The organism is Stenotrophomonas sp. SI-NJAU-1, from assembly GCF_020883215.1.
GTDB lineage: Bacteria > Pseudomonadota > Gammaproteobacteria > Xanthomonadales > Xanthomonadaceae > Stenotrophomonas > Stenotrophomonas indicatrix.
The window spans coordinates 3,807,869-3,830,648 of record NZ_CP086598.1; the positions used below are offsets into that span (position 1 = coordinate 3,807,869).

The 22,780-nt window shown below is 66.7% G+C and carries 21 protein-coding genes; 9 read left to right on the forward strand and 12 right to left on the reverse strand.

From position 1 onward, the window contains the following. Nucleotides 1-50 precede the first annotated feature (50 nt). Both LMF57_RS17250 and LMF57_RS17255 read right to left on the reverse strand, forming a co-directional pair. Nucleotides 51-2,147: a prolyl oligopeptidase family serine peptidase gene (locus tag LMF57_RS17250; RefSeq protein ID WP_117311425.1), complete on the reverse strand. Its 2,097-nt coding sequence runs from the start codon at nucleotides 2,145-2,147 to the stop codon at nucleotides 51-53. Between the two features lie 69 nt (nucleotides 2,148-2,216). Further along, nucleotides 2,217-2,534 carry a hypothetical protein gene (locus tag LMF57_RS17255; protein ID WP_117311426.1) on the reverse strand — a complete coding sequence of 106 codons (318 nt, stop codon included), beginning with the start codon at nucleotides 2,532-2,534 and terminating at the stop codon, nucleotides 2,217-2,219. Nucleotides 2,535-2,660: 126 nt separating this feature from the next. On the opposite strand from LMF57_RS17255, the gene LMF57_RS17260 reads away from it, so the two are divergent. Continuing rightward, the gene (locus tag LMF57_RS17260) at nucleotides 2,661-3,260 is read left to right on the forward strand and encodes a lipocalin family protein (protein WP_025877305.1); all 600 of its coding nucleotides are present in this window, start codon (nucleotides 2,661-2,663) and stop codon (nucleotides 3,258-3,260) included. A gap of 156 nt (nucleotides 3,261-3,416) precedes the next feature. On the opposite strand, the gene LMF57_RS17265 is transcribed toward LMF57_RS17260, so the two are convergent. The 3 genes from LMF57_RS17265 to LMF57_RS17275 form a co-directional block, all read right to left on the reverse strand. Continuing rightward, on the reverse strand, nucleotides 3,417-4,106 hold the full coding sequence (locus LMF57_RS17265) for a methionine ABC transporter permease (protein WP_025877307.1): 690 nt from the start codon (nucleotides 4,104-4,106) through the stop codon (nucleotides 3,417-3,419). Then, on the reverse strand, nucleotides 4,103-5,110 hold the full coding sequence (locus LMF57_RS17270) for a methionine ABC transporter ATP-binding protein (RefSeq protein WP_025877309.1): 1,008 nt from the start codon (nucleotides 5,108-5,110) through the stop codon (nucleotides 4,103-4,105). Before LMF57_RS17270 ends, LMF57_RS17265 begins: the two co-directional genes overlap by 4 nt. Nucleotides 5,111-5,271: 161 nt before the next feature. Continuing rightward, nucleotides 5,272-6,168, reverse strand: a complete 897-nt coding sequence (locus LMF57_RS17275) for a DMT family transporter (protein WP_025877311.1) — start codon at nucleotides 6,166-6,168, stop codon at nucleotides 5,272-5,274. A gap of 83 nt (nucleotides 6,169-6,251) precedes the next feature. On the opposite strand from LMF57_RS17275, the gene LMF57_RS17280 reads away from it, so the two are divergent. Beyond that, nucleotides 6,252-6,734, forward strand: coding sequence for a YajQ family cyclic di-GMP-binding protein (locus tag LMF57_RS17280; protein WP_229290281.1), 483 nt, complete (start codon nucleotides 6,252-6,254; stop codon nucleotides 6,732-6,734). Between the two features lie 38 nt (nucleotides 6,735-6,772). On the opposite strand, the gene LMF57_RS17285 is transcribed toward LMF57_RS17280, so the two are convergent. From LMF57_RS17285 to LMF57_RS17295, 3 genes are all read right to left on the reverse strand, one after another. Further along, the gene (locus LMF57_RS17285; protein WP_229290282.1) at nucleotides 6,773-7,864 is read right to left on the reverse strand and encodes a helix-turn-helix domain-containing protein; all 1,092 of its coding nucleotides are present in this window, start codon (nucleotides 7,862-7,864) and stop codon (nucleotides 6,773-6,775) included. A gap of 481 nt (nucleotides 7,865-8,345) precedes the next feature. Continuing rightward, nucleotides 8,346-9,473, reverse strand: a complete 1,128-nt coding sequence (locus LMF57_RS17290; protein WP_025877316.1) for an NAD(P)-dependent alcohol dehydrogenase — start codon at nucleotides 9,471-9,473, stop codon at nucleotides 8,346-8,348. A 17-nt stretch (nucleotides 9,474-9,490) separates the two neighbouring features. Further along, complete coding sequence (locus LMF57_RS17295; protein WP_229290283.1) at nucleotides 9,491-10,957, reverse strand: benzaldehyde dehydrogenase; 1,467 nt, start codon at nucleotides 10,955-10,957, stop codon at nucleotides 9,491-9,493. Between the two features lie 195 nt (nucleotides 10,958-11,152). On the opposite strand from LMF57_RS17295, the gene LMF57_RS17300 reads away from it, so the two are divergent. Both LMF57_RS17300 and LMF57_RS17305 read left to right on the forward strand, forming a co-directional pair. Beyond that, nucleotides 11,153-11,719: a DUF1415 domain-containing protein gene (locus LMF57_RS17300; protein ID WP_025877318.1), complete on the forward strand. Its 567-nt coding sequence runs from the start codon at nucleotides 11,153-11,155 to the stop codon at nucleotides 11,717-11,719. Next, on the forward strand, nucleotides 11,716-12,516 hold the full coding sequence (locus LMF57_RS17305; protein WP_229290284.1) for an SDR family oxidoreductase: 801 nt from the start codon (nucleotides 11,716-11,718) through the stop codon (nucleotides 12,514-12,516). Before LMF57_RS17300 ends, LMF57_RS17305 begins: the two co-directional genes overlap by 4 nt. A 168-nt stretch (nucleotides 12,517-12,684) precedes the next feature. Here LMF57_RS17305 and LMF57_RS17310 read toward each other — a convergent pair whose 3' ends face one another. Continuing rightward, entirely contained in the window at nucleotides 12,685-14,715 is a 2,031-nt protein-coding gene (locus tag LMF57_RS17310; RefSeq protein ID WP_229290285.1) for a M3 family metallopeptidase, read from the reverse strand. 170 nt (nucleotides 14,716-14,885) lie between these two features. On the opposite strand from LMF57_RS17310, the gene LMF57_RS17315 reads away from it, so the two are divergent. Beyond that, a complete protein-coding gene (locus LMF57_RS17315) occupies nucleotides 14,886-15,290 on the forward strand; it encodes a hypothetical protein (RefSeq protein WP_223496636.1) in 405 nt (134 codons plus the stop codon). Between the two features lie 97 nt (nucleotides 15,291-15,387). Here LMF57_RS17315 and LMF57_RS17320 read toward each other — a convergent pair whose 3' ends face one another. After that, a complete protein-coding gene (locus LMF57_RS17320) occupies nucleotides 15,388-16,500 on the reverse strand; it encodes a PLP-dependent cysteine synthase family protein (protein WP_025877326.1) in 1,113 nt (370 codons plus the stop codon). 126 nt (nucleotides 16,501-16,626) lie between these two features. Here LMF57_RS17320 and gloA point away from each other — a divergent pair, with 126 nt between their 5' ends. Together gloA and LMF57_RS17330 are read left to right on the forward strand one after the other, a co-directional pair. Beyond that, on the forward strand, nucleotides 16,627-17,145 hold the full coding sequence (gene gloA, locus LMF57_RS17325; RefSeq protein ID WP_117311435.1) for a lactoylglutathione lyase: 519 nt from the start codon (nucleotides 16,627-16,629) through the stop codon (nucleotides 17,143-17,145). Nucleotides 17,146-17,268: 123 nt separating this feature from the next. Continuing rightward, on the forward strand, nucleotides 17,269-17,697 hold the full coding sequence (locus tag LMF57_RS17330; protein ID WP_117311436.1) for a VOC family protein: 429 nt from the start codon (nucleotides 17,269-17,271) through the stop codon (nucleotides 17,695-17,697). 125 nt (nucleotides 17,698-17,822) lie between these two features. On the opposite strand, the gene LMF57_RS17335 is transcribed toward LMF57_RS17330, so the two are convergent. After that, nucleotides 17,823-18,254, reverse strand: coding sequence for a CBS domain-containing protein (locus LMF57_RS17335; protein ID WP_049467102.1), 432 nt, complete (start codon nucleotides 18,252-18,254; stop codon nucleotides 17,823-17,825). A 442-nt stretch (nucleotides 18,255-18,696) separates the two neighbouring features. Continuing rightward, a complete protein-coding gene (glmS, locus tag LMF57_RS17340; RefSeq protein ID WP_229290286.1) occupies nucleotides 18,697-20,529 on the reverse strand; it encodes a glutamine--fructose-6-phosphate transaminase (isomerizing) in 1,833 nt (610 codons plus the stop codon). Nucleotides 20,530-20,743: 214 nt separating this feature from the next. Between glmS and LMF57_RS17345 the strand changes: the two genes are divergently transcribed. Beyond that, nucleotides 20,744-22,021, forward strand: coding sequence for an efflux RND transporter periplasmic adaptor subunit (locus LMF57_RS17345; RefSeq protein ID WP_229290287.1), 1,278 nt, complete (start codon nucleotides 20,744-20,746; stop codon nucleotides 22,019-22,021). Between the two features lie 31 nt (nucleotides 22,022-22,052). After that, the gene (locus LMF57_RS17350) at nucleotides 22,053-22,775 is read left to right on the forward strand and encodes an ABC transporter ATP-binding protein (protein ID WP_025877338.1); all 723 of its coding nucleotides are present in this window, start codon (nucleotides 22,053-22,055) and stop codon (nucleotides 22,773-22,775) included. The last annotated feature ends 5 nt before the right edge of the window (nucleotides 22,776-22,780 follow it).

Genomic DNA, 22,780 nt, shown 5'->3' on the forward strand with positions numbered 1-22,780 from the left:
AACGAGTACCCAACGAAAAACGCCGCCCAAGGGCGGCGTTTTTCATTTCATCATTTACCGCCCAACCGCTCCCACAGGAAGCTGTAGGCCAGTGCGGACATGTGCGCGGCCTGCGCGTTGTTGGCTGCACCGCCATGACCGCCTTCGATGTTCTCGTAGTAGGTCACGTCCTTGCCGGCATCGATCATCTTCGCGGCCATCTTGCGGGCGTGGCCCGGATGCACGCGGTCATCGCGGGTGGAGGTGGTGAACAGCACCGGCGGGTAGCTCTTCTTCGCGTCGAACAGGTGGTACGGCGAGAAGGTCCTGATGAACTCCCAGTCGCTGGTGTCCGGGTTGCCGTACTCGGCCATCCACGACGCGCCGGCCAGCAGGTGGCTGTAACGCTTCATGTCCAGCAGCGGAACCTGCACCACCACCGCACCGAACAACTCAGGGTACTGGGTCAGCATGTTGCCGGTGAGCAGGCCACCGTTGCTGCCGCCCTGCACGCCCAGGTGCTTGGCAGAAGTGATCCTGCGGGTGACCAGGTCCTGGGCAACCGCGGCCATGTCTTCATAGGCCTTGTGACGGTTCTGCTTCAGCGCCGCCTGGTGCCAGCGCGGGCCGTACTCGCCACCACCACGGATGTTGGCGACCACGTACACGCCGCCCTTTTCCAGCCAGGCGCGGCCCATGCCGCCCGAGTACGACGGGGTCAGCGAAATCTCGAAACCACCGTAGCCGTACAGCAGGGTCGGGTTGGAGCCGTCGAGCTTCATCGCCTTGTCGTGCACCACGAAGTACGGCACGCGGGTACCGTCCTTGCTGGTGGCGAAATGCTGCTCGATCACCTTGCCGTCGGCATCGAAGAACGCCGGCATGGTCTTGAGCACTTCCGGCGCCTTGCCGATGTCGGCGATGGCCAGGGTGGTCGGGGTCAGGTAGTCGGTGGCGGTCAGCCACACCGCATCGCTGTCATTGCTGTCGACCGCACTGACGCCCAGGGTGCCGAAGGCCGGCGCGCCGACGAAATCGCTCTTCTGCCAGCCCTTGGCGGTCGGAGTCAGCACCGACAGGCGGTTCTTGACGTCGTCCAGCACGTTCAGCACCAAGTGGTTCTTGGTCCACGAGGCACTGGCCAGCGAGGTGGTCGCGGTCGGGGTGAACAGCACCTCGAAGTCACGCTTGCCGGCCAGGAAATCATCCAGCTTGGTCACCAGCAGTGCGCCGGAGGCGTAGGTCTTGCCACCCACGGTCCACGGGTCGCGCAGTTCCAGGGTCAGCCACTGCTTGTGCAGGCCCTTCTCGGCCGAGTTCGGCGCATCGATCCTGGTCAGCTTGCCATCGTCGCCGCGCAGGTAGATCTCGTTGTTGTAGAAGGCCAGCGTACGGCTGACCAGGTTGCGCTCGAAGCCCGGGGTGTCATCGTGCATCGCCGCGATGTACATGTCTTCCGGCTTGCCTTCGTAGACCAGGCTGGCGGCGGACATCGGCGTGCCACGCTTCCACAGCTTGGCCACGCGCGGGTAACCGGAGGTGGTCATCGAGCCGCTGCCGAAATCGGTGTAGACGAACACGGTGTCGCGGTCGATCCAGCTCAGGCCGCCCTTCGATTCGGGACGGAAGAAGCCGTCCTTGATCCAGCTCTTGCTGGTCAGGTCGAACTCGCGGGTGACATCGGCGTCCGCACCACCGCGCGACAGCGCGATCAGGCAGCGGCTGTAGTCCGGACGCAGGCAGTCGGCGCCGTGCCAGACCCAGTTCTCGTTCTCGGCCTTGTTCAGCGCATCCAGGTCGAGCACGGTTTCCCAGGTCGGCGAGGCCTTGCGGTACTCGGCCAGGGTGGTGCGACGCCACAGGCCGCGCTCGTGCTGCTTGTCCTTCCAGAAGTTGTAGTAGTAATCGCCGATCTTCTGCACGCCGGGAATCTTGGCGTCCGAGTCGAGCACCTCGCGGATGCTGCTCTCCATCTGCTTGAAGGCCGGGGTCTGCGCCAGGCGCGCCTCGGACTTGGCGTTCTGTTCCTTGACCCAGGACAACGGCTTGTCGCCGGTGACGTCCTCCAGCCAGGCGTAACGGTCGGTGTCTTCAGCGGCCACGGCGGTACCCACCGAGGCAGCGGTCATCATGCCGGCCAGCAGGCAGGCGGAAGCGAATCGTGACATTGCAGCTCCAGGCAGTCATTAGCCGTGGAACGCTAGCATGGATCACCGGGGCCGCCCCCGTGTCGAAGGTCAGGCCGTGGCGGTGTGCGCCTTGCGCGTACGTGTGGGGGAGCGCCGCCGGGCCTGCCCATGGTCGCGTCGCAGCGAGCGGAACGCGGCCAGCGTTGGCAACGGGCAGCGCAGCAGTGCCCACCAGGCCGCCAACGGCATGCCGACCAGCCACAGCGGCAACCAGCCCAGCCAGGCACTGCTGCCGCGCGCGGCCGGCCACGCCAGCACCACGGCCAGGCCAGCGAGGGCGAGCTGCGGCACCACCCGCAACAGGCGCGGATCGGCGCGTTCGCTGACGCGTTCAGTTGGCAGGCGGTGGCGGGGACGTGTGCGCATGCGGATTCTCCGGTGGTCGATGGCGGTCAGCTTGGCTGCGGGGCTTCTCACCGGCTGCGACACCATTGACGGATGGCGTGCACACAGTGACCATGCGCGGGCAAGCCCACTGGAGCCCGCTCCCGCATGACCTCGATCCGCCCGCTCTGCGCTGTGTTGCTGGCCCTGTCCCTGGGCGGTCCGGCAGTGGCTGCCAATTCCCCACCCTCGTCCCGCAACAGCGCCGCGGAAGCCTCTGCAGATGGGGTGATCGACCTGCAGCGCTTCATGGGGACCTGGTACGTGATCGGCCGCGTGCCGAACTTCATCGAGCGCGGCCACGTCGCCAGCGTCAACCAGTACGAGCTGCGCGAGGACCACAAAGTCGCCATCACCTATCGCTACCGCGATGGTTTCGGTGAACCGCTGCAGGAAATCCGTGCGCGCGCCAGCGTCGATCCCGACAGTGGCAACCACGGCTGGCGCACCTGGTTCTACCGGGTCGTGCCGACCCACTCGCGGGTACTGGAAGTAGCGCCGGACTATTCCTGGGCGCTGATCGGCTACCCGGGCCGCGAGATGGCCTGGATCTTCGCGCGCACGCCTGACATGGACAAGGCCCTGTACAAGGACCTGGCCGAACGCCTGCGTGACGAGTACGGGGTCAACACCGACAAGCTCAAGCGCGTGCCGCAGCACGCCGAGCAGGTGGGCAAGCTGGGCTACGAAGTACCGAACGTGCGTTGACTGCACACGGCGGTAGTGCCGGCCGCTGGCCGGCAACTGCACGGTGCTTCCCGCGTTCATGAGGTTGCCGGCCAGCGGCCGGCACTACCAGACATGAAGCTGCCGGCCAGCGACCGGCACCACCCTGAACGATGCCGGGCGCCGCCCGGCATTCTGCTATCTGCGGCTGTAATGCGCGACCAGGCGGTCGCCCAGCATCTGCAGCAGCTGCACCAGCACCAGCAGCAGGACCACCGTGACCAGCGCCACGTCGGTGTGCGAGCGCTGGTAGCCGTCGCGGAAGGCCAGGTCGCCCAGGCCACCGGAACCGATCGCACCGCCCATCGCGGTGAAGCCGATCAGGGCCACGGTGGTCACCGTGGCACCGGCAATCAGGCCCGGCCGTGCTTCGGGCAGCAGCACGCGGGTGACCAGCTGCCAGGTGGTGGCACCCATTGCCTGGGTCGCCTCGATCACCCCGCGGTCCACTTCACGCAGCGCGGTTTCCACCAGCCGCGCATAGAACGGCGCAGCGCCGATGACCAGCGGCACGATCGCGCCACGCACGCCCAGCGAGGTGCCCATCATGAACAGGGTGACGGGGATCAGCACGATCATCAGGATGATGAAGGGCACCGAGCGCAGCAGGTTCACCACCAGCGCCAGCACGCCGTAGGCAACCGGCCGGCGTTTCAGCTGTGGCGCACCGAACAGGTACAGCAGCACGCCCAGCGGCAGGCCGATGGCCAGGGTCAGCGGCAGCGAACCGGCCAGCATCAGCAGGGTGTCGATGGTGGCCTGGCCGATGTCGGCCCACTTGCCTGCATCCAGGTGACGGAAGAAGCCGCCGGCGGTGGCGATGATCATCGACGCAGTTCCTCAACATGCACGCCGGCGGCCACGAATGCGGCCTGCGCGGCGGACTGGTCACCGCCCACCAGGGCGACGATCAGCTGGCCATACGGGGTGTCCTTGATCCGGTCGATACGGCCGGACAGGATGTTGTAGTCGACCCCGGTCTGCCGCGCGACGCTGCCGAGCAGGGGTTCGTAGGTGTCGGCGCCAAGGAAGGTCAGGCGCACGACACGGCCACCGACCGCGTCGAAATCGCGGTGCAGGGTGCCCTCGTCCACCTGCTCCGATTCGCTGACGAAACGGCGGGTGGTCGGGTGCTGCGGGTGCAGGAACACCTTCGTTACCGGGCCGGTCTCGACCAGCTGGCCGGCATCAAGCACGGCCACGCGGTCGCAGACGCGACGGATCACGTCCATCTCGTGGGTGATCAGCACGATGGTCAGGCCCAGTTCGCGGTTGATCTTCGACAGCAGTGCCAGCACCGACGCCGTGGTCTGCGGATCGAGCGCGCTGGTGGCCTCGTCGCACAGCAGGATCTGCGGGCGGGTGGCCAGCGCACGGGCGATGCCCACGCGCTGCTTCTGGCCGCCCGACAGCTGCGCCGGGTACTTGTCGGCATGCGCCTGCAGGCCCACGGTCTGCAGCAGTTCGGCCACGCGGGCATCGATCTCGGCCTTCGGCGTACCGGCCAGCTCCAGCGGGAAGGCGACGTTGCCGGCCACCGTGCGCGAGGACAGCAGGTTGAAGTGCTGGAAGATCATGCCGATGCGCCGACGCAGCGCGCGCAGGCCTTCCGGATCAAGCGCGGTGACGTCTTCGCCGGCGATCAGCAGGCGGCCACCACTGGGCTCCTCCAGGCGGTTGATCATGCGGATCAGCGTCGATTTGCCCGCACCGGAATGACCGATGATGCCGAATACCTCGCCGGCCTCGATGGTCAGGTCCAGCGGCTGCAGCGCGCTGACTGCGCGGCCGGCAACGGCATAGGATTTGTGCAGGCGCTGGAACTCGATCACGGGATCAGCTCACCGGAAGGGCGATGGAAGGGGGCGTGCAGCCTACCAGCGCCGGCGCTCGCGCGCCCGCGCCATGGGCCAGAATGTTATTCCTTTTGGTTCTAAGGCGCCCGCATCGGCACATCGGCGGCGGTCAGAGCCCCTTCCCCTGCCAGATCGGTTCAGGGATGGTCCAACGGCTTCGGCGGCTCCTGCCGGTTCACCCGTTCGCGGTGCAGCAGGTACAGGCCCGAGGCGACGATGATTGCCGCGCCCGCCCAGGTGTAGCCATCCGGCAGCTGCCCCCAGAAGGCCAGGTCCCAGCCGATTACCCAGACCAGGCCGCTGTATTCGAGCGGTGCGATCATCGATGCCTCACCCAGCTGGAAGGCCTTGGTCAGCGCGATCTGGCCCAGCGCCCCGGCCAGGCCCATGCCGGCGATCAACGGCGCATGCGCCATCTGCAGCGGCACCCAGCCGGGGATAGCCAGCAGCCCGGCGCCGATGGCCATGATGACCAGGAACCAGACCACCATCGACTGCGAGGTATCGGTGCGGGTCAACAGGCTGACGGTGATCGCGGCGATGGCATAGGCGGTGGCGGCGGCCAGCACCATCAGGCCCGGCACCGAGATGAAACCGCCCACGCCCGGCCGCAGCACCACCAGCACGCCGACCAGGCCGATGCCGATGGCGACCCAGCGCCGCGGCCCGACCCGCTCGCCCAGCAGCGGCACCGACAGTGCGGCAATCAGCAGCGGCGCGACGAAATAAATGGTGTAGGCGGTGGACAGCGGCAGGTCGCGCAGGGCGAACACGAAGCAGCCGATCATCGCCATGCCCAGCCCGCCGCGCAGCAGGTGCAGCCCCCAGCGGCGCGGGATCAGCGAGCGTGGCCCGGCACTGGCCAGCACCCAGACCAGCACGAAGGGCAGCGACGCCGCGCCACGCAGGAAGGTGACCTGCAGCGAGGGATAGCCGGCCGAGAGCTGCTTCATGCCGGCGTCCATCAGCGAGAAACAGGCGACAGCGGCGACCATCCAGGCCACGGCGCGCGAAGGGGAGCGTTGCACGTTCATGGCCCATTATCGCCGACCACGGGCGTTGCCGCCGCGACCGGCGCGATAGAATGGCCGCCACTGATTTCTGCGGAGTAACGCCCATGCCTTCCTTCGACGTCGTGTCCGAAGTCGACACCCACGAGCTGACCAACGCCATCGACCAGGCCAACCGCGAGCTTGCCACCCGTTTCGACTTCAAGGGCGTGGACGCCAAGTTCGAGCGCGAGGGTGAAGTGATCACCCAGTCCGCACCGACCGAGTTCCAGCTCAAGCAGATGAACGACATCCTGCGCGCTCGCCTGGCCGCCCGCGGCATCGACGTGCTCAGCCTGGAATTCGGCGACGTGGAAACCAACCTGGCCCAGGCCCGGCAGAAGATCACTGTCAAGCAGGGCATCGAGCAGAAGATCGCCAAGAAGATCGCGGCGACGCTGAAGGAAGCCAAGCTGAAGGTGGAAACCCAGATCAACGGCGACAAGCTGCGGGTGATGGGCAAAAAGCGCGACGACCTGCAGGATGCCATCGCCGCGCTGAAAGCCGGCAAGTTCGAACTGCCGCTGCAGTTCAACAACTTCCGCGATTGATCGACACCGCGATGTAGCGCCGGCCTCGGTGGCCGGCCTCACTCGCGCAGCAGTTTGTACAGCGTTGTCCGCGAGATGCCGAGCTGGCGTGCGGCGAGGCTGAGGTTGCCGTCGGCGGTATGGGCAGCTCGCCTTGCCGCATCGCGCTGCTGGTCACGCAATGGTGCCGCCTGCATGGGCGCTGCGGCCCTCGCCGGTGAACGTGTCCGTGCGGCGCGCGGTGCCTGCAGATGCTGCAGATGGACCGCACTGCCCTCGCCCAGTCGCACCCGATGCGCAGGGCCGGGCTGCAGCAGTCGACGTCGCTGTGCTGCGCTGGCGCCGGCAAACAGCGTGTCCAGCGAAATCAGCGGCAGCGGCCCACGCCGCGGCAGGCCGAGCAGGCGCCGGGCGACACGATTGGCGCAAAGCAACTGGCCGTCTTCCTGCACCGCCAATAGGCCCTGCAGCGGTGATGCCAACCAGCGCAGATCATGCTGCACCGCCAGCAGATGCACATCGCTGAGCGTGTGGATCAAGCGGTTCTCGATGGCCAGCGCTGCCTGCCGGAAATAGCCCTGCAGCAACGCCGGATCGCGTTCCCCCAGCCCAGTGATGTCGATCGCACCGCAGACCTGCCCCTGCAGGTCATGCAGCGGCTCACTCAGGCAGAACACGGGGGCGAACCGCTGCAGATAGTGTTCATTGCCGCGTACCAGCGCGGGCAGGTCGTCGGCCAGGCTGACCGCAGGCGCGGTGGTGCCGATCTCGGCCTCGCCCAGCCGCCGGCCCACCTGGATCGGCCGCAGCAGCGCTGCATCTTCCAGGCCATGGGCGCGATGCACGATCACCATGCCGTCGCGGTTGGCGCAGAACATCGTCCATCCACGCGCACCAAACGCGGCCCACAACTGCTCCAGTTCCGGCTGCACGCAACGCGCCAGGCGGCGGTCATCGCGGGACTCCAAGCGGTGTCCATTGCCCTGCAACGGCGGGTAATACGGCTCCTGCCCGGGGCGCACACCCGCCGCATGCGAGCGCTGCCAGGACTGCTGCAACGGCAAGGGCAGCATCGCCAGCGACTGCACGTCGCCCTCGGCGAAGGCGGCCCGAGCCGCCACCAGCTGCTGTTGCCCGACTGTCGTGGCCATCATGCATGCAGCGTACACCCGCACACGCCATGACCGCGTTACATGCCAACAACGGAGCGTTTCCATTTTCGTCGGGCATTCATCCACGCATGGCGTGGATCTACGCGTCGACCAAGGTCGACACCCACCAACAGCCGCGTGCCGACCAACGGTCAGCACCCACCAACAGCAGCGGGAACCTGTCGAAGGCGGGGTGGGTCCGGTTGCGGGGGCGTGAGCCGCATGGGCCCGAGGCATGCCTCGGGCGGGTTGGGCAGGACGCCCAACCCGGGCCTTGCCGTGTGCGCAGGACAGCGCACACGAGCAAGCGGCGACCGAGCTTACATGGACGTACTTGCAGCGTCCCCCGCAACCGGCCCCACCCCGCCATCCCACGGAATGCCCGCTTTTGCCGTTGACGTTGACGTTGACGTTGCCGTTGCCGTTGCCGTTGATTCGGCAGGTGCAGGGCGCAGCCCTGCAAACCCACCCCACCCTCACCTCACGCCGCGATCCGCAGAATCGGCTTCAGCGTAATCCCCCGCGTGCTGTCCTCGGCCGCCTGGTTGATCTGCTCCAGCGGATAGAACTTCACCAGCCTGTCGAACGGGAAGCGCCCCTGCTGGTACAGCGTCACCAGCTGCGGAATGAACACCTGCGGCACGCTGTCGCCCTCGACAATGCCACGGATGCTGCGGCCACCCAGCAGCAGGTTGTTCACATCGAAACTGGCAGTGGTGCCCAGCTTCGGCGCACCGACCACGCCCATCATGCCAAGCCCGCCGAGCGCTTCGATGCCGGCTGACAGCACTTCCGGGCGACCGGTCGATTCCAGCGCGAAATCGGCGCCACCACCGGTGATCGCGCGCACCGCCTCGATCACGTCGGTCTCGCGGCTGTTGACCACATGGGTGGCGCCCAGCTCCATGGCCAGCTGCAACCGCGAGGGCACCACGTCGATGGCGATGATGGTGGTGGCACCGGCGACCTTGGCCGCCATCACCGCACTCAGGCCGACCGCACCGGCGCCATAGCTGGCGAAGCTGCTGCCTGATCGCACCTGCAGCGAGTTGAGCACCGCACCTGCACCGGTCTGGATGCCGCAGCCCAGCGGACCGAGCAGCTCCAGCGGCGCATCGTCAGGCACCTTGATCGCATTGATCTCGCGCGCCAGCGCAAACGTGGCGAACGACGACTGCGCAAAGAAGTGATCGTGCAGCGGTTGGCCCTGTGCATCGGTGATGGCGGTATGGCCGTGGCCATCATCACCACCGAAATTCAGCGCGAAGAAATCGCGGCAGTACGCACCGTGGCCACCACGACAGGGATTGCAGTGGCCGCATTGGCCGTAGGTCAGCACGACATGGTCGCCGGCCTTCAGTTCGCGCACATTGGGGCCGACCGCTTCGACGATGCCCGCACCCTCATGGCCCAGCACCGCCGGCAGCGGCACCGGATAGTACTGGTCGCGCACGATCAGATCGGTATGGCACAGGCCGGTCGCTACGATCTTCACCAGCACTTCGTCGTCCTGCGGGCCGCGCAGGCGCGCCTGCTCGATGACAAAGGGCTGTTCCTTGCCGCGCACCACCGCTGCGGTGATGTCACGCGATCCACTGTTGCTGCTCATCGTTGCGTTCTCCTCGATCAGATGGGATAGGCCGGGGCTTCGCCCTTGACCGTCATCCATTGCCACTGGGTGAATTCCTCCACGTTGGACGGGCCGCCGATGCTGGTGCCGTTGCCGGACGCCCCTACCCCGCCGAAGGGATTGATGACATCGTCGTTCACGGTCTGGTCGTTGATGTGCAGCAGACCGGTGCGCAGGCGCTCGCCCAGCTTCAGCGCGCGGCCGACATTGCGGGAGACGATCGCCATCGACAGGCCGTACTCGCTGTCATTGGCCAGGCGCACGGCTTCGTCGTCGTCATCGAACGGCACCACCACCGCTACCGGCGCGAAGATCTCTTCGTTGAACGCCGGATTGTCGACACTGACGTTGCCGAGCACGGTGGGTGCGAAGAACAGGTCCTGGTGGGTGCCGCCGGTTTCAAGCGTGGCACCCGCCTTCACCGCGTCGTCGACCACACGCGCTGCATGGTCGCGTTGCGCGGCATTGATCAGTGGACCCAGCGCAACATCCTCGCGTGCCGGGTCACCCACCTTCAGCGACTTCGCCTTGGCCACCAGCTTCTGCAGGAAGGCCTGGTGGATGCTGCGCTGTACCAGCACACGGCCGGTGGCCATGCAGATCTGGCCCTGGTGCAGGTACACGCCCCAGGCGGTGTTGGCCACGGCCAGGTCGAGATCCGCATCGTCAAGGATGATCAGCGCGTTCTTGCCGCCCAGCTCCAGCGACACCTTTTTCAGGTGCTTGCCGGCGGCTTCGCCAACCTTGCGTCCGGCCGCCGTCGAGCCGGTGAACTGGATCATCGCCACATGCGGGTCGCTGGTCAGCGCGGCACCGGCGGCGCCGTCGCCGGGCAACATCTGCAGCACACCCTGCGGAAGACCAGCCTGCTCGAACAGGCGTGCGATCACCGCACCACCACACACCGCCGTGCGCGGGTCCGGCTTGAGCACCACGGCATTGCCGAGCGCGATCGCCGGCGCCACCGCGCGCATCGCCAGGTACAGCGGGAAATTGAACGGAGAGATCACCCCCACCACACCCAGCGGACGGCGCCGCGCCAGGTTCAGCCGCCCAGGCTCGGACGGCAGGATCTCACCCACGCTGCGCGAAGGCAGCGCGGCGGCCTCATGCAGCGCCTTGATGGTCACCTTGGCCTCGAAACCGGCCTTCAGGCGGGTGGAGCCACTTTCGCGGACCAGCCAGTCGACCAGCGTATCGATGTTTTCTTCGGCCAGGCGTGCAGCCTTGCGCAGCACCTCGGCGCGCCGTTCGTACGGCGCTGCCGCCCATACCTGTTGTGCCTGCGCCGCCGCGGCCGCCGAACGTGCGACCTGCGCCGCATCGGCCAGGCCGATCTCGCCAAGCGAGTGCCCGGTGGCGGGCTCGATCACCGGCTGGCGCTGTGCAGCGGCGCTCCATTGACCGTCGAAGAAGGCGCCTGACCAGAGTGCGTCCGGCAGCCATGGGGAAGATGCAGTCATGAAAAGTCCTCCTGTGTCGTGCCGCCATTGCACGCTTGGCCCGCAGCGTCGGCAATCGGCCATTGGCGTGATATCGGCAAGGGATTGAATCGATGGGAATTTCCAGCATCGCCGTTGTCCAGTTCCTGCACAGTGAACGGCGCCCCTGCAGCGGCCCGCCTACAATGGCCACCCCCGCCAGCCGATGCGCCCGCCATGACCGACACCCCCCTGCCCACCGATGACCCGATCGCCGCCACCCGCCTGTGGCTGGAGCGCATCGTCATCGGCCTGAACCTGTGCCCGTTCGCCAAGGCGGTGTACGTGAAGGACCAGGTCCGCATCGTGCTGAGCGACGCGACCACACCCGAAGCCCTGGTGGAAGAACTGGCCGAGGAACTGGTGCTGCTGCGCGACACGCCGGCCGAGCAGATCGATACGACCCTGATCGTGCATCCGCAGGTACTGACCGACTTCCTCGACTACAACGACTTCCTCGACAACGCCGATGCGGCGATCGAGGCGCTGGACCTGCAGGGCATCCTGCAGGTGGCCAGCTTCCATCCGGACTACCAGTTCGATGGCGTCGCCGCCGATGACGCCAGCAACTACACCAACCGCGCGCCCTACCCCACCCTGCACCTGCTGCGCGAAGACAGCGTGGCACGCGCGGTGGATGTCTACCCGGACCCGGACGTGATCGTCGAGCGCAACATCCAGACCCTGGACCGGATCGGTGTCGAGGGCTGGCACCGTCGCCTGCGCGGCGATGACCTGTCATGAGCACGGTGCCGCCGATTGCCACCTGGCCGGCTGCGCCGCTGCACGGCAGGGTGGTGCTGGTCACCGGCGGTGCCAACGGCATCGGCCGCGGCATCGCCCAGGCGGTGCTCGGGGCCGGCGGCCGTGTGCTGATCGGCGATCTGGACGTAGAGGCGGGCCAGGCCTGCCTGGCCGAATGGCAGCGCGGCGATGATGCCGCGTTCCAGCGGCTGGACATCACCGACGAAAGCAGCGTGCGCGACTTCATCGCGGCGGCCCTGCAACGCTTCGGGCGCATCGACGGCCTGGTCAACAATGCCGGCATCGCCGGGCCGCACGGCACCCTGCTGCAGGACATGGACTGGGAAGAATGGCAGCGCCGGCTGTCATCGCTGCATGGCGCGTTCCTGTGCAGCAAGCACGCATTGCCGGCGTTGTCGGCCGACGCAGGCGCGATCATCAACATCGCATCGACGCGCGCCTGGCAGTCCGAGGCGCACAGCGAAGCCTACGCTGCGGCCAAGGGCGGGCTGGTGGCCTTCACCCATGCACTGGCCATCAGTGCGGGACCGGCGGTGCGGGTGAACAGCATCAGCCCCGGCTGGATCAGCACCGATGCCTGGCAGGCGCCGGCACGCCGGCACGTGCCGCAGTACTCGGCCACCGACCACGCCCAGCATCCGGTTGGCCGCGTTGGCGAACCCGAGGACATCGGCGCACTGGCGGTGTACCTGCTGTCCTCGTTGTCCGGCTTCAGCACCGGCCAGGACTTCATCGTCGACGGCGGCATGACCCGGAAGATGATCTACGCCGAGTGAAAGCGGGACGCCCCGGTAGCGCCGGGCCATGCCCGGCGGCTTTCCTACGCCGCGCTACGTGCTCGCCGGGCATGGCCCGGCGCTACCGGAGCGCTGCCCTTTTTTGCGTTTACGCCATGCCGGAGCATTCCGGTAGATCCACGCCATGCGTGGATGGCGGCAATCTGCTTACGCCATGCCCGAATGGCGCAGCAGCGCGTCGATCTGCGGCGCACGGCCGCGGAAGGCCTTGAAGTTCTCGGCGGCCGGGCGACTGCCGCCGCGCGACAGCACCTCGTCGCGGAAACGCGCGCCGGTTGCGGCCAGCGCCTGCGGTGCTTCCTCGAACGCGGCGTAGGCATCGGCGCTCAATACTTCGGCCCACTTGTAGCTGTAGTAACCGGCGGCATAGCCACCGGCGAAGATATGGCTGAACTGGTGCGGGAAGCGATTCCAGCTCGGCGGGTGGTTCACCGCCACTTCCGCACGCACCCGCTCAAGCAGTGCCAGCACGCTGTCCTGCGCCGCCTCGAACTGGCTGTGCAGCAGCATGTCGAACAGACCGAATTCCAACTGGCGCACGGTGGCCATGCCACTGTGGAAGTTGCGTGCGGCCAGCATGCGCTCGTACAGGTCGCGCGGCAGCGGCTCGCCGGTTTCCACATGCGAGGTCATGCCCTGCAGGTGGTCCCACTCCCAGCAGAAGTTCTCCATGAACTGGCTGGGCAGCTCCACCGCATCCCACTCCACGCCGTTGATGCCGGCCACGCCCAGTTCGCCGATGCGGGTCAGCAGCTGATGCAGGCCATGGCCCATTTCATGGAACAGCGTGGTCACTTCATTGTGGCTGAAGGTTGCCGGCTTGCCATCGGCACCCCGGCCGAAGTTGCACACCAGGTACACCAGCGGCGTCTGCACGCTGCCATCGGCGCGCTCGCGGCGGTTGCGGCAATCATCCATCCAGGCGCCGCCGCGCTTGCCCTCGCGGGCGTACAGGTCCAGGTAGAACTGGCCCACCAGGGCGCCCTGCGCATCCACCAGGCGGAAGAAGCGCACGTCCTCATGCCAGACCGGCGCACTGTCTTCCTGCACCCGAAGGCCGTACAACTGCTCGATCACCGAGAACAGGCCGCCGAGTACCTTCGGTTCGGTGAAATACTGCTTCACTTCCTGCTCGGAGTAGCTGTAACGCGCCTGCTTCAGGCGGTCGGCGGCGAACGCCAGATCCCAGGCCTGCAGGCTGTCGATACCGAGATGCTCGCGGGCGAACTGCTCCAGCTCGGCGCGGTCCTTGGCGGCGAACGGCTTGGCGCGCGCCGCCAGGTCACGCAGGAAGCCCAGCACTTCGGCGGGGTCGCTGGCCATCTTGGTGGCCACCGAATAATCGGCGTAGGAATCAAAGCCCAGCAGCGCGGCCAGCTCGGCACGCAGTGCAAGGATGCGATCGATGTTGCCGCCGTTGTCCAGCGCATCGTCGCCGAACTCGGAGGCGCGTTGCGCGCTGGCGCGGTACAGGATCTCGCGCAGGTCGCGGTCCTCGCCCCAGGTCTGCACCGGCAGGTAGCACGGCATCTGCAGGGTCAGCTTCCAGCCTGCCTTGCCGTCTTTTTCCGCAGCGGCGCGTGCAGCAGCCTTCACGTCGTCCGGCACGCCGGCCAGGCGCGCCGGGTCTTCGACGATCAGCGACCACGCATCGGTGGCGTCGAGCACGTTCTGCGAGAACTTCGCCGACAGCGCCGATAGTTCCTCCTTGATGGCGGAAAAACGCTGCTGCGCGTCCGCATCCAGTTCAGCACCGCCGAGGCGGAAATCACGCAGGGTGTTGTCCAGCACCTTGCGGCGCGCCTCATCGAAACCGGCCGCTTCGGTGCTGGCCGCCAGCGCCTGGTACTGGCGGTACAACGCCAGGTTCTGGCCCAGCGCACTGGCAAAGCGGGTCACCCGCGGCAGGTTGCTGTTGTAGGCCTCACGCAGCTCCGGCGTGTTGACCACGCCCTGCAGGTGGCCCACCAGGCCCCAGGCGCGCCAAAGGCGTTCGGTGGCGTCGTCCAGCGGGGTGACGAAGGTCTGCCAGGTTACCGGCTGCACCTGCTCGGCAGCGCTGACCGCTGCTTCGGCCTGCGCCAGCAGCACGTCCAGCGCCGGCGCCACATGCTCGGGGCGGATCGCCTCGAAGCGCGGCAGGCCGGAAAAATCGAGCAGGGGGTTGGCAACGGTCACGGCAGGTCTCCAGGGTACGGGCCCGGCAGCGCGGGCAGCCAGATCGATATGGCGTTGGCCGGGCCGACAGACAAGGGGCGGCGGGCCATTGTTCACGTCGGCCTGACGGCCGCCGGCTGAAGCTTGCGGCGCGGGGGAGACCGCAGCGGAACGTATCGAGGAGGCCCCACATGGAAGGTCTGGCTCCAGCTCCATCCGCAGTACGTTCACCGTCGCTGGCGCTGTCGGCCAGCCCGACTGAACTGGCCTGGATCGCCGCGCTGTGCGATGCGGGCGATGATGCGCCGCGCCACCTCCAGCAGTTGCAGGCACTGCAGCGCCAGGGCGGCAGGTTCAGCGACGAGCAGGAATGGTATCCGTTCGAAGTGATCGAGCGCGGTGCCAGCCAGGTGCGGCTGGGCCACGAGCGCGAGTTCGTCATCTGCGTGCTGCTGTGGCTGCAGGCCCTGGCCCAGGGCCGGGCCAGCAGCCTGGACCCGCGCCTGCACCTGGACGACCGCGCCGTGGAGATCGAGGCCCTGCCCGATGCCCTGCGCGATGCGGTGCTGGAGGCCTTCATGGCCGCGGGGTATTGAGCGCGATCCAATGCGCCGCTGCGCTCGCCGGGCATGGCCCGGCGCTGCCGACCTGTCCTGGTAGCGCCGGGCCATGCCCGGCGGATGCCTGACGGGCTTACAGTGCTTCCAGGCTGCACCACGGCAATCCAGGCAGGCCCTGCCCGGCCACCGCCGCCGCTACCTGCGCGTCGGCAGCGTCCACATCGATTCCCTGCCGCACATACCAGGCCGGGTCGTAATAGCTGTGCGCGTAGCGATCACCGCTGTCGCACAGAATGCTGACGATGCTGCCTTGGCGGCCGGCCTCGCGCATCCACTGCGCAGCCTGCAGCACGCCGATGAAATTGGTGCCGGTGGAACCACCGACGCGGCGTCCCAGCTGGCGGCTGACGTGGCGCATCGCGGCCAGGCTCAAGGCGTCGGGCACCTTCACCATGGCATCGACGCTGGTCGGGATGAAGCTGGACTCCACCCGCGGCCGGCCGATGCCTTCCACCCGCGAACCGCCGTTGCAGGTCATGCCGCGCCACTCGTTGCCGCCGGCCAGGGCAGCCTGGTATCCATCGTAGAACACCGAGACTTCAGGGTCCGCACACAGGATGCGGGTGTCATGCCGACGATAGCTGACGTAGCGCCCGAGCGTTGCTGCGGTACCGCCGGTGCCAGGGCTGCACACGATCCAGTCCGGAATCGGGCTGGGCTCCTCGGCCATCTGCTTGAAGATCGATTCGGCGATGTTGTTGTTGGCACGCCAGTCGGTAGCGCGCTCGGCATAGGTGAACTGGTCCATGAAGTGGCCGCCGGTTTCGCGGGCCAGCTTTTCCGAATCGCAGTTGAGGTCGCAGGCGCGCTCGACCAGATGGCAGCGGCCACCGTGGAACTCGATCGCGGCAATCTTCTCCGGCGACGTCGTGGCCGGCATCACTGCGATGAACGGCAGGCCGAGCAGGCGCGCGAAGTAGGCCTCGGAAACGGCGGTGGAGCCGCTGGAGGCCTCGATCACCGGCCGCCCTTCACGCAGCCAGCCGTTGGCCAGCGCATACAGGAAAAGCGAACGCGCCAGCCGGTGCTTGAGGCTGCCGGTGGGATGGCTCGATTCATCCTTCAGGTACACCTCGATGCCCTCGAACCCGGGCAGCGCCAGCGGAATCAGGTGGGTATCGGCGGAACGGTTGAAATCGGCTTCGATCTTGCGGATGGCGGCGGCCACCCATTCACGCTGCGACATGGCGGGCAATGGTCATCAGGACGGAACGGTGCGATCCGGCCATTGTACGTCGCGGTGCCGTCAGCTGCCGGCCCGTAGAATGACACCCATCCGGCCGGCAACGGCCCTGTCTGAAGGACCTCCCCCATGACCATTCCCGCCCTGCGCGATGTCCCCGGCGTCACCACCCAGGCCGCGGCCGAGACCACCGGCTTCGTCTTCAACCACACCATGCTGCGGGTCAAGGACGCCACCGCCTCGCTGGACTTCTACACCCGCGTGCTGGGCTACCAGTTGATCGACAAGCGCGACTTCGCCGAAGCCCAGTTCAGCCTGTACTTCCTGGCCTACGTGCCCGCTGGCGTCACGGTGCCGGAAGATGACAACGCCCGCCGCCTGTGGATGGCCGGCCTGCCGGGCGTGCTGGAACTGACCCACAACCACGGCACCGAAACCCAGGACGGCGCGGTCTACCACGACGGCAACAGCGACCCGCGCGGCTTCGGCCACATCTGCGTGTCGGTGCCGGACATCGAGGCGGCCTGCCAGCGTTTCGAAGACCTGGGTGTGACCTTCCAGAAGCGCCTGACCGACGGCCGCATGAAGAACCTGGCCTTCATCAAGGACCCGGACGGCTACTGGGTCGAGATCATCGCCAACGCCTGACCGGCAGAAAGGGCCCCGTTCCGGTAGCGCCGGGCCATGCCCGGCGACCTTGCGCCGACATTCATGGCACGATGGTGCCGCGAGCGACTTGATCCCCTCCGTTCCCTTTTTTGTGAGGTTGGCATGGAAACGATGGAACTGCACCGTGGCCGCCTGATCGACCACATCCAGCTGGTGGTGCGTGATCTGGCCGCCAGCCGCCGCTTCTACCAGGCGGTGTTCGACACCATCGGCATCCCGATCGCCGGCGAAGGCGATGATTACTTCTGGGCCGACGAGCTGTTCATTTCCAGCGCCAGCAGCCGTGCCGCCGCCGGCCAGCTGACCGGTCGCCACCATCTGGCGTTCCAGGCACGCGATACCGCCACCGTCGATGCTTTCCACAGCGCTGCGCTGGCGGCTGGCGGCAAGGACAACGGCGCGCCCGGCGAGCGCCCGTACCATCCCGGCTACTACGGCGCCTTCGTGCTCGATCCGGATGGCAACAACATCGAGGTCGTCTACCACGGCCCGGCGAACTACAGCGCCGACTCGGTGAAGGTCAGCTTCTGATTCCTGCGCTACGCGCTCGCCGGGCATGGCCCGGCGCTACCAACGAATGAAACCGGGCATGGCCCGGCGCTACCAACGAAGAAGCCGGGCAATGCCCGGCTTCGTTTTATCACACAGCGCAGGCCTCAGTGGGCCGCCATGTAGATGTCCTGCAACACGGCCTTTTCCAGCTCCAGCTCACCCAGCAGGTTCTTCACGATGTCACCCAGGCTGAGGATGCCGACCAGCTGGTTGCCATCGGTGACCATCAGGTGGCGACGACGCGAGTAGGTCATCAGCGACATGGCCTGCTTCAACGTGGCGTCCGGCGCGATGCCTTCCAGGCCGGTGGACGGCAGGCTGGAAATCACCCGGCGACCGGCCTGCGGGCCATCATCGGCCAGGCTGCGGACGATGTCCTTTTCGGAAATGATGCCGACCGGGGCATCATCCTTCATCACTACCAGTGCGGCGATTTTATTCGCGCTCATCTTGTGCGCGGCGGCACCGATCGTGTCTTCCGTGTCGATGGTGATGACAGCTTCTTTCTTGGATTGCAGGAGCTCGCGGACGTTCATTCTTGTTTCCTGGTGCAGGTCACTCAAGTCAAAAAAGTGTGCTCTGCCGATTCGCCCCCTCCCCGGGAACAGACCTTTCAGTGCACGTCTGGCGCACCCACCTGCCGCTTGGAATGGATCGGCAGACGTCGTGCTGCAACACGAACGAGGGGGTTCAACGGCTCAACCCGGATCTCGGTCAACTCGATTCTACGACTGCGACCATCGGTCACTAGCGGCATCGATGGGACAGTTCGTCGTAGGAACCAACTGACGATCCAGAGAATGGCACCGCGGCTGAAACCGCCGCTGAATACAGGCGATGTCGCGCATTAAAGATTGATTGCCTGCTGCCGACTGCGGACAGAAAGCCCGGCAGCTGTCCCACTTGGAAGCGCCACCGTCGTAAACGAAAGGGGCCACGTGGGCCCCTTTCGCATGCAGCATCCAATGGACCCGAGTGTTACTCCACCGTCACGCTCTTGGCCAGGTTGCGCGGTTTGTCCACGTCGGTGCCGCGCGCCAGCGCGGTGTGGTACGCCAGCAGCTGCACCGGGATGGTGTGCACCACCGGGCTGAGCACGCCGGCATGGCGCGGGGTGCGGATCACGTGCACGCCTTCGGACTCGCTGAAGTTGCTGTCCTGGTCGGCGAACACGAACAGCTCGCCGCCACGCGCACGCTGCATGTTGGATTTGACCTTCTCCAGCAGGCTGTCGTTGGGCGCGATCACCACCACCGGCATGTCCTCGTCCACCAGCGCCAGCGGCCCGTGCTTGAGCTCGCCGGCCGGGTACGCCTCGGCGTGGATGTACGAGATTTCCTTCAGCTTGAGCGCGCCTTCCAGGGCGATCGGGTAGTGCAGGCCACGGCCCAGGAACAGCGCACTGCTCTTGCGTGCGAAGCGCTCGGCCCATGCGGCGATCTGCGGTTCCATGTTCAACGCATGCTGCACGCTGCCCGGCAGGAAACGCAGCTGCTCCAGGTAGTCCGCTTCCTGTGCGGCATCAACGCGGCCATGCAGCTTGCCCAACACCACGGTCAGCTGGAACAGCGCGGCCAGCTGGGTGGTGAACGCTTTGGTCGAGGCCACACCGATCTCGGCGCCGGCACGGGTGTAGCAGACCAGTTCGCTGGCGCGCGGAATCGCGCTTTCCGGCACGTTGCAGATCGACAGCGTGTGCATGTGCCCCAGCGACTTGGCGTACTTCAGCGCTTCCATCGTGTCCAGCGTTTCGCCGGACTGGGAGATGGTCACGATCAGATGCCTCGGATTGGCGTAGGCCGCGCGGTAGCGGTACTCGCTGGCGATCTCCACGCTGCACGGCAGGCCGGCGATGGCCTCGATCCAGTAGCGCGCGGTCAGGCCCGAGTAGTAACTGGTGCCACAGGCCAGGATCTGCACGCCCTCGATACCCGACAGCACCGCTTCGGCATTCTTGCCGAACAGTTCGGCCGGGAAGCCGCCAGCGTCGATCGCCGCTTCGATGGTGTCGCCCAGCGCACGCGGCTGCTCGTGGATCTCCTTCTGCATGAAGTGGCGGTACGGGCCCAGCTCCAGCGAGGCCAGCGAGACATCGGAGAGATGCACATCGCGCTCGACCGGCTGATCGTTGCCGTCAAAGATGCTCACGCCATCACGGCGGATCTCGGCGGTGTCGCCCTCTTCCAGGAAGATCACCTTGCGCGTGGCCGACAGCACCGCCGACACATCGGACGCCACGAAGTTCTCGCCCTCGCCCAGCCCCACCAGCAGCGGGCAGCCCATGCGGGCACAGACGAAACGTTCCGGCTCGGCACGGCTGACCACGGCCAGCGCATAGGCACCGGTCAGTTCCTTCACCGTGTGCTGCAGCGCGACCAGCAGGTCATCGCCCTTCTTCAGATGGTGGTGGATCAGGTGGGCGATCACTTCGGTGTCGGTCTGCGACTCGAAGGTATAGCCCAGCGCGCGCAGCTTCTCGCGCTGCTCCTCATGGTTCTCGATGATGCCGTTGTGCACCAGCGCCACGCCATGGCTGATGTGCGGATGCGCGTTCGCCTCGGTGACACCACCATGGGTGGCCCAGCGGGTGTGGCCGATACCGAGGCTGGCGTTGAAGCCTTCAGCCTGGGCAGCAGTGGCCATCTCCGAGACACGACCGGTGCGGCGTACGCGGCGCACCTCGGGCCGTTCGGCCTGATCGATCACGGCGATGCCGGAGGAATCGTAGCCGCGGTATTCCAGTCGCTTCAGTCCTTCGATCAGCAGCGGCACCACGTCGCGCCCGGCGATCGCACCCACGATTCCACACATGTCACGCATTTCCTTGAAGACGGTCGCCGCATTCTAGCCTGCGTGTCCGCCAGCCCCCTCCTGTCCGCTTAATGAAAGTGTCCGGAAAGGTGTCCGCGGACACCCGGACAGTAGCGACACATGTTCAACTCATTGATGGAAAAGGAAATAAAGTTGGCACGCTATGTGCTTTGTCCTTGACACCACTCTGGCACCACCGACAGGCACGAACCCGATGATCCGCGACACCTCCGCCCAGGACCAGATCGTTTCCTCCGCTTCAGCCAGTGCCCCCAAGGCCGCGTGGCACCGTTACCGCTGGCCGGCGCTGGCGGGTATCGCGCTGCTGGCCGGCATCGGCTGGGCCGTGCATGCGTGGTCCAATGCCAGCAGCTCGTTCGACAGCAGCCGGGTGCGCATCGCCGAAGTGCAGCGCGGCGACCTGGTGCGCGACATCGCCGCCGACGGCCGCGTGATCGCCGCCAACAGCCCGGTGCTGTACGCCATCTCCGCCGGCACGGTGGACCTGAAGGTGGTGGCCGGTGACGTGGTCAAGAAAGGCCAGGAGCTGGCGATCATCGACAGCCCCGAGCTGCGCAGCAAGCTCGCCCAGGAGGAGGCCACCCTGGCCGGTCTGGAAGCCGAGGCCAGCCGCGCCACCCTGGATGCCACCCTGGCCCGGGCCAAGTCGCGCAAGGAAACCGACCAGGCCAGCATCGAGCGGCAGGCCGCCGACCGCGACCTGCAGCGCTACCAGCGCGGCTTCGATGGCGGTGCGGTGCCGCAGATCGATCTGGCCAAGGCCCAGGACGCCCTGAAGAAGGCCGACATCAGCCTGGTCAATGCCACCACCGATGCACGCCTGCAGAGCCAGGGCGCGGACCTGGACGCACGCAACAAGCGCTTGCTGGCCGACCGCCAGAAGGCCGTAGTGGCTGAAGTGCGGCGCCAGGTGGACGCACTGACCCTGCGTGCACCGTTCGATGGCCAGGTCGGCCAGGTGCAGGCCACCCAGGCCACCAACCTTGCCGCCAACGCGCCGGTGCTGGGCGTGGTCGACCTGTCCAAGTTCGAAGTCGAGATCAAGGTGCCGGAGAGCTTCGCGCGCGATCTGGCGATCGGCATGCCGGCGCAGCTGACCGGTGGCAATGGCCAGCCATTCCCGGGCGAGATCAGTGCGGTGTCGCCGGAAGTGGTCAATGGTGAAGTCAACGCCCGCGTCCGCTTCGCTGCGGCCCAGCCTGAAAGCCTGCGCCAGAGCCAGCGGATGTCGGTGCGGGTGCTGCTGGATACCCGCAGGAACGTCATGAAGGTCGAGCGCGGCCCGTTCGTGGAACAGGGCAACGGCGTGGCTTACGTAATGGATGGCCGCACCGCGGTGCGTCGTCCGATCGAACTGGGCGTCAGCAGCCTGGGCGAAGTGGAAATCAAGTCGGGTGTGCAGCCGGGGGACCGCATCGTGGTCTCGGGCAGCGACCTGTTCAAGGACGCCGAACGCGTCTCCGTCAACTGACAACTCATACATCCTGGAGAGAGGACACCCCATGTACATGCTCGAAATGCGTTCGGTCGCCAAGGTCTTCCGTACCGAACAGGTGGAAACCCACGCGCTGCGTTCACTGGAACTGCAGGTCAAGGAAGGCGAGTTCGTCGCCGTCACCGGCCCGTCCGGCTCCGGCAAGACCACCTTCCTCAACATCGCCGGCCTGCTGGAAACCTTCACCAGCGGCACCTACATGCTTGATGGCCAGGACGTCAGCAAGCTCGGCGATGATGCCCGCAGCCGCCTGCGCAACCAGAAGATCGGCTTCATCTTCCAGGGCTTCAACCTGATTCCGGACCTCAACCTGTTCGACAACGTGGACGTGCCGCTGCGCTACCGCAGGATGAGCGCCGGCGAGCGCCGCGAGCGCATCGAGAAGGCGCTGAGCCAGGTTGGCCTGGGCTCGCGCATGAAGCACTACCCGAACGAACTCTCCGGCGGCCAGCAGCAGCGCGCGGCGATCGCCCGTGCCCTGGCCGGCAGCCCGCGCCTGCTGCTGGCCGACGAACCGACCGGCAACCTGGACACGCAGATGGCGCGCGGGGTGATGGAACTGCTGGAGGAGATCAACGCCGCCGGCACCACCATCGTGATGGTCACCCACGACCCGGAACTGGCCGCACGCGCGCAGCGCAACGTGCACATCGTCGACGGCCAGGTCACCGACCTGGTGCGCGAGCCGGTGCTGGCCACCCCGCGTCGCATCGTCGCCGTCAACGAGTGAGGGCA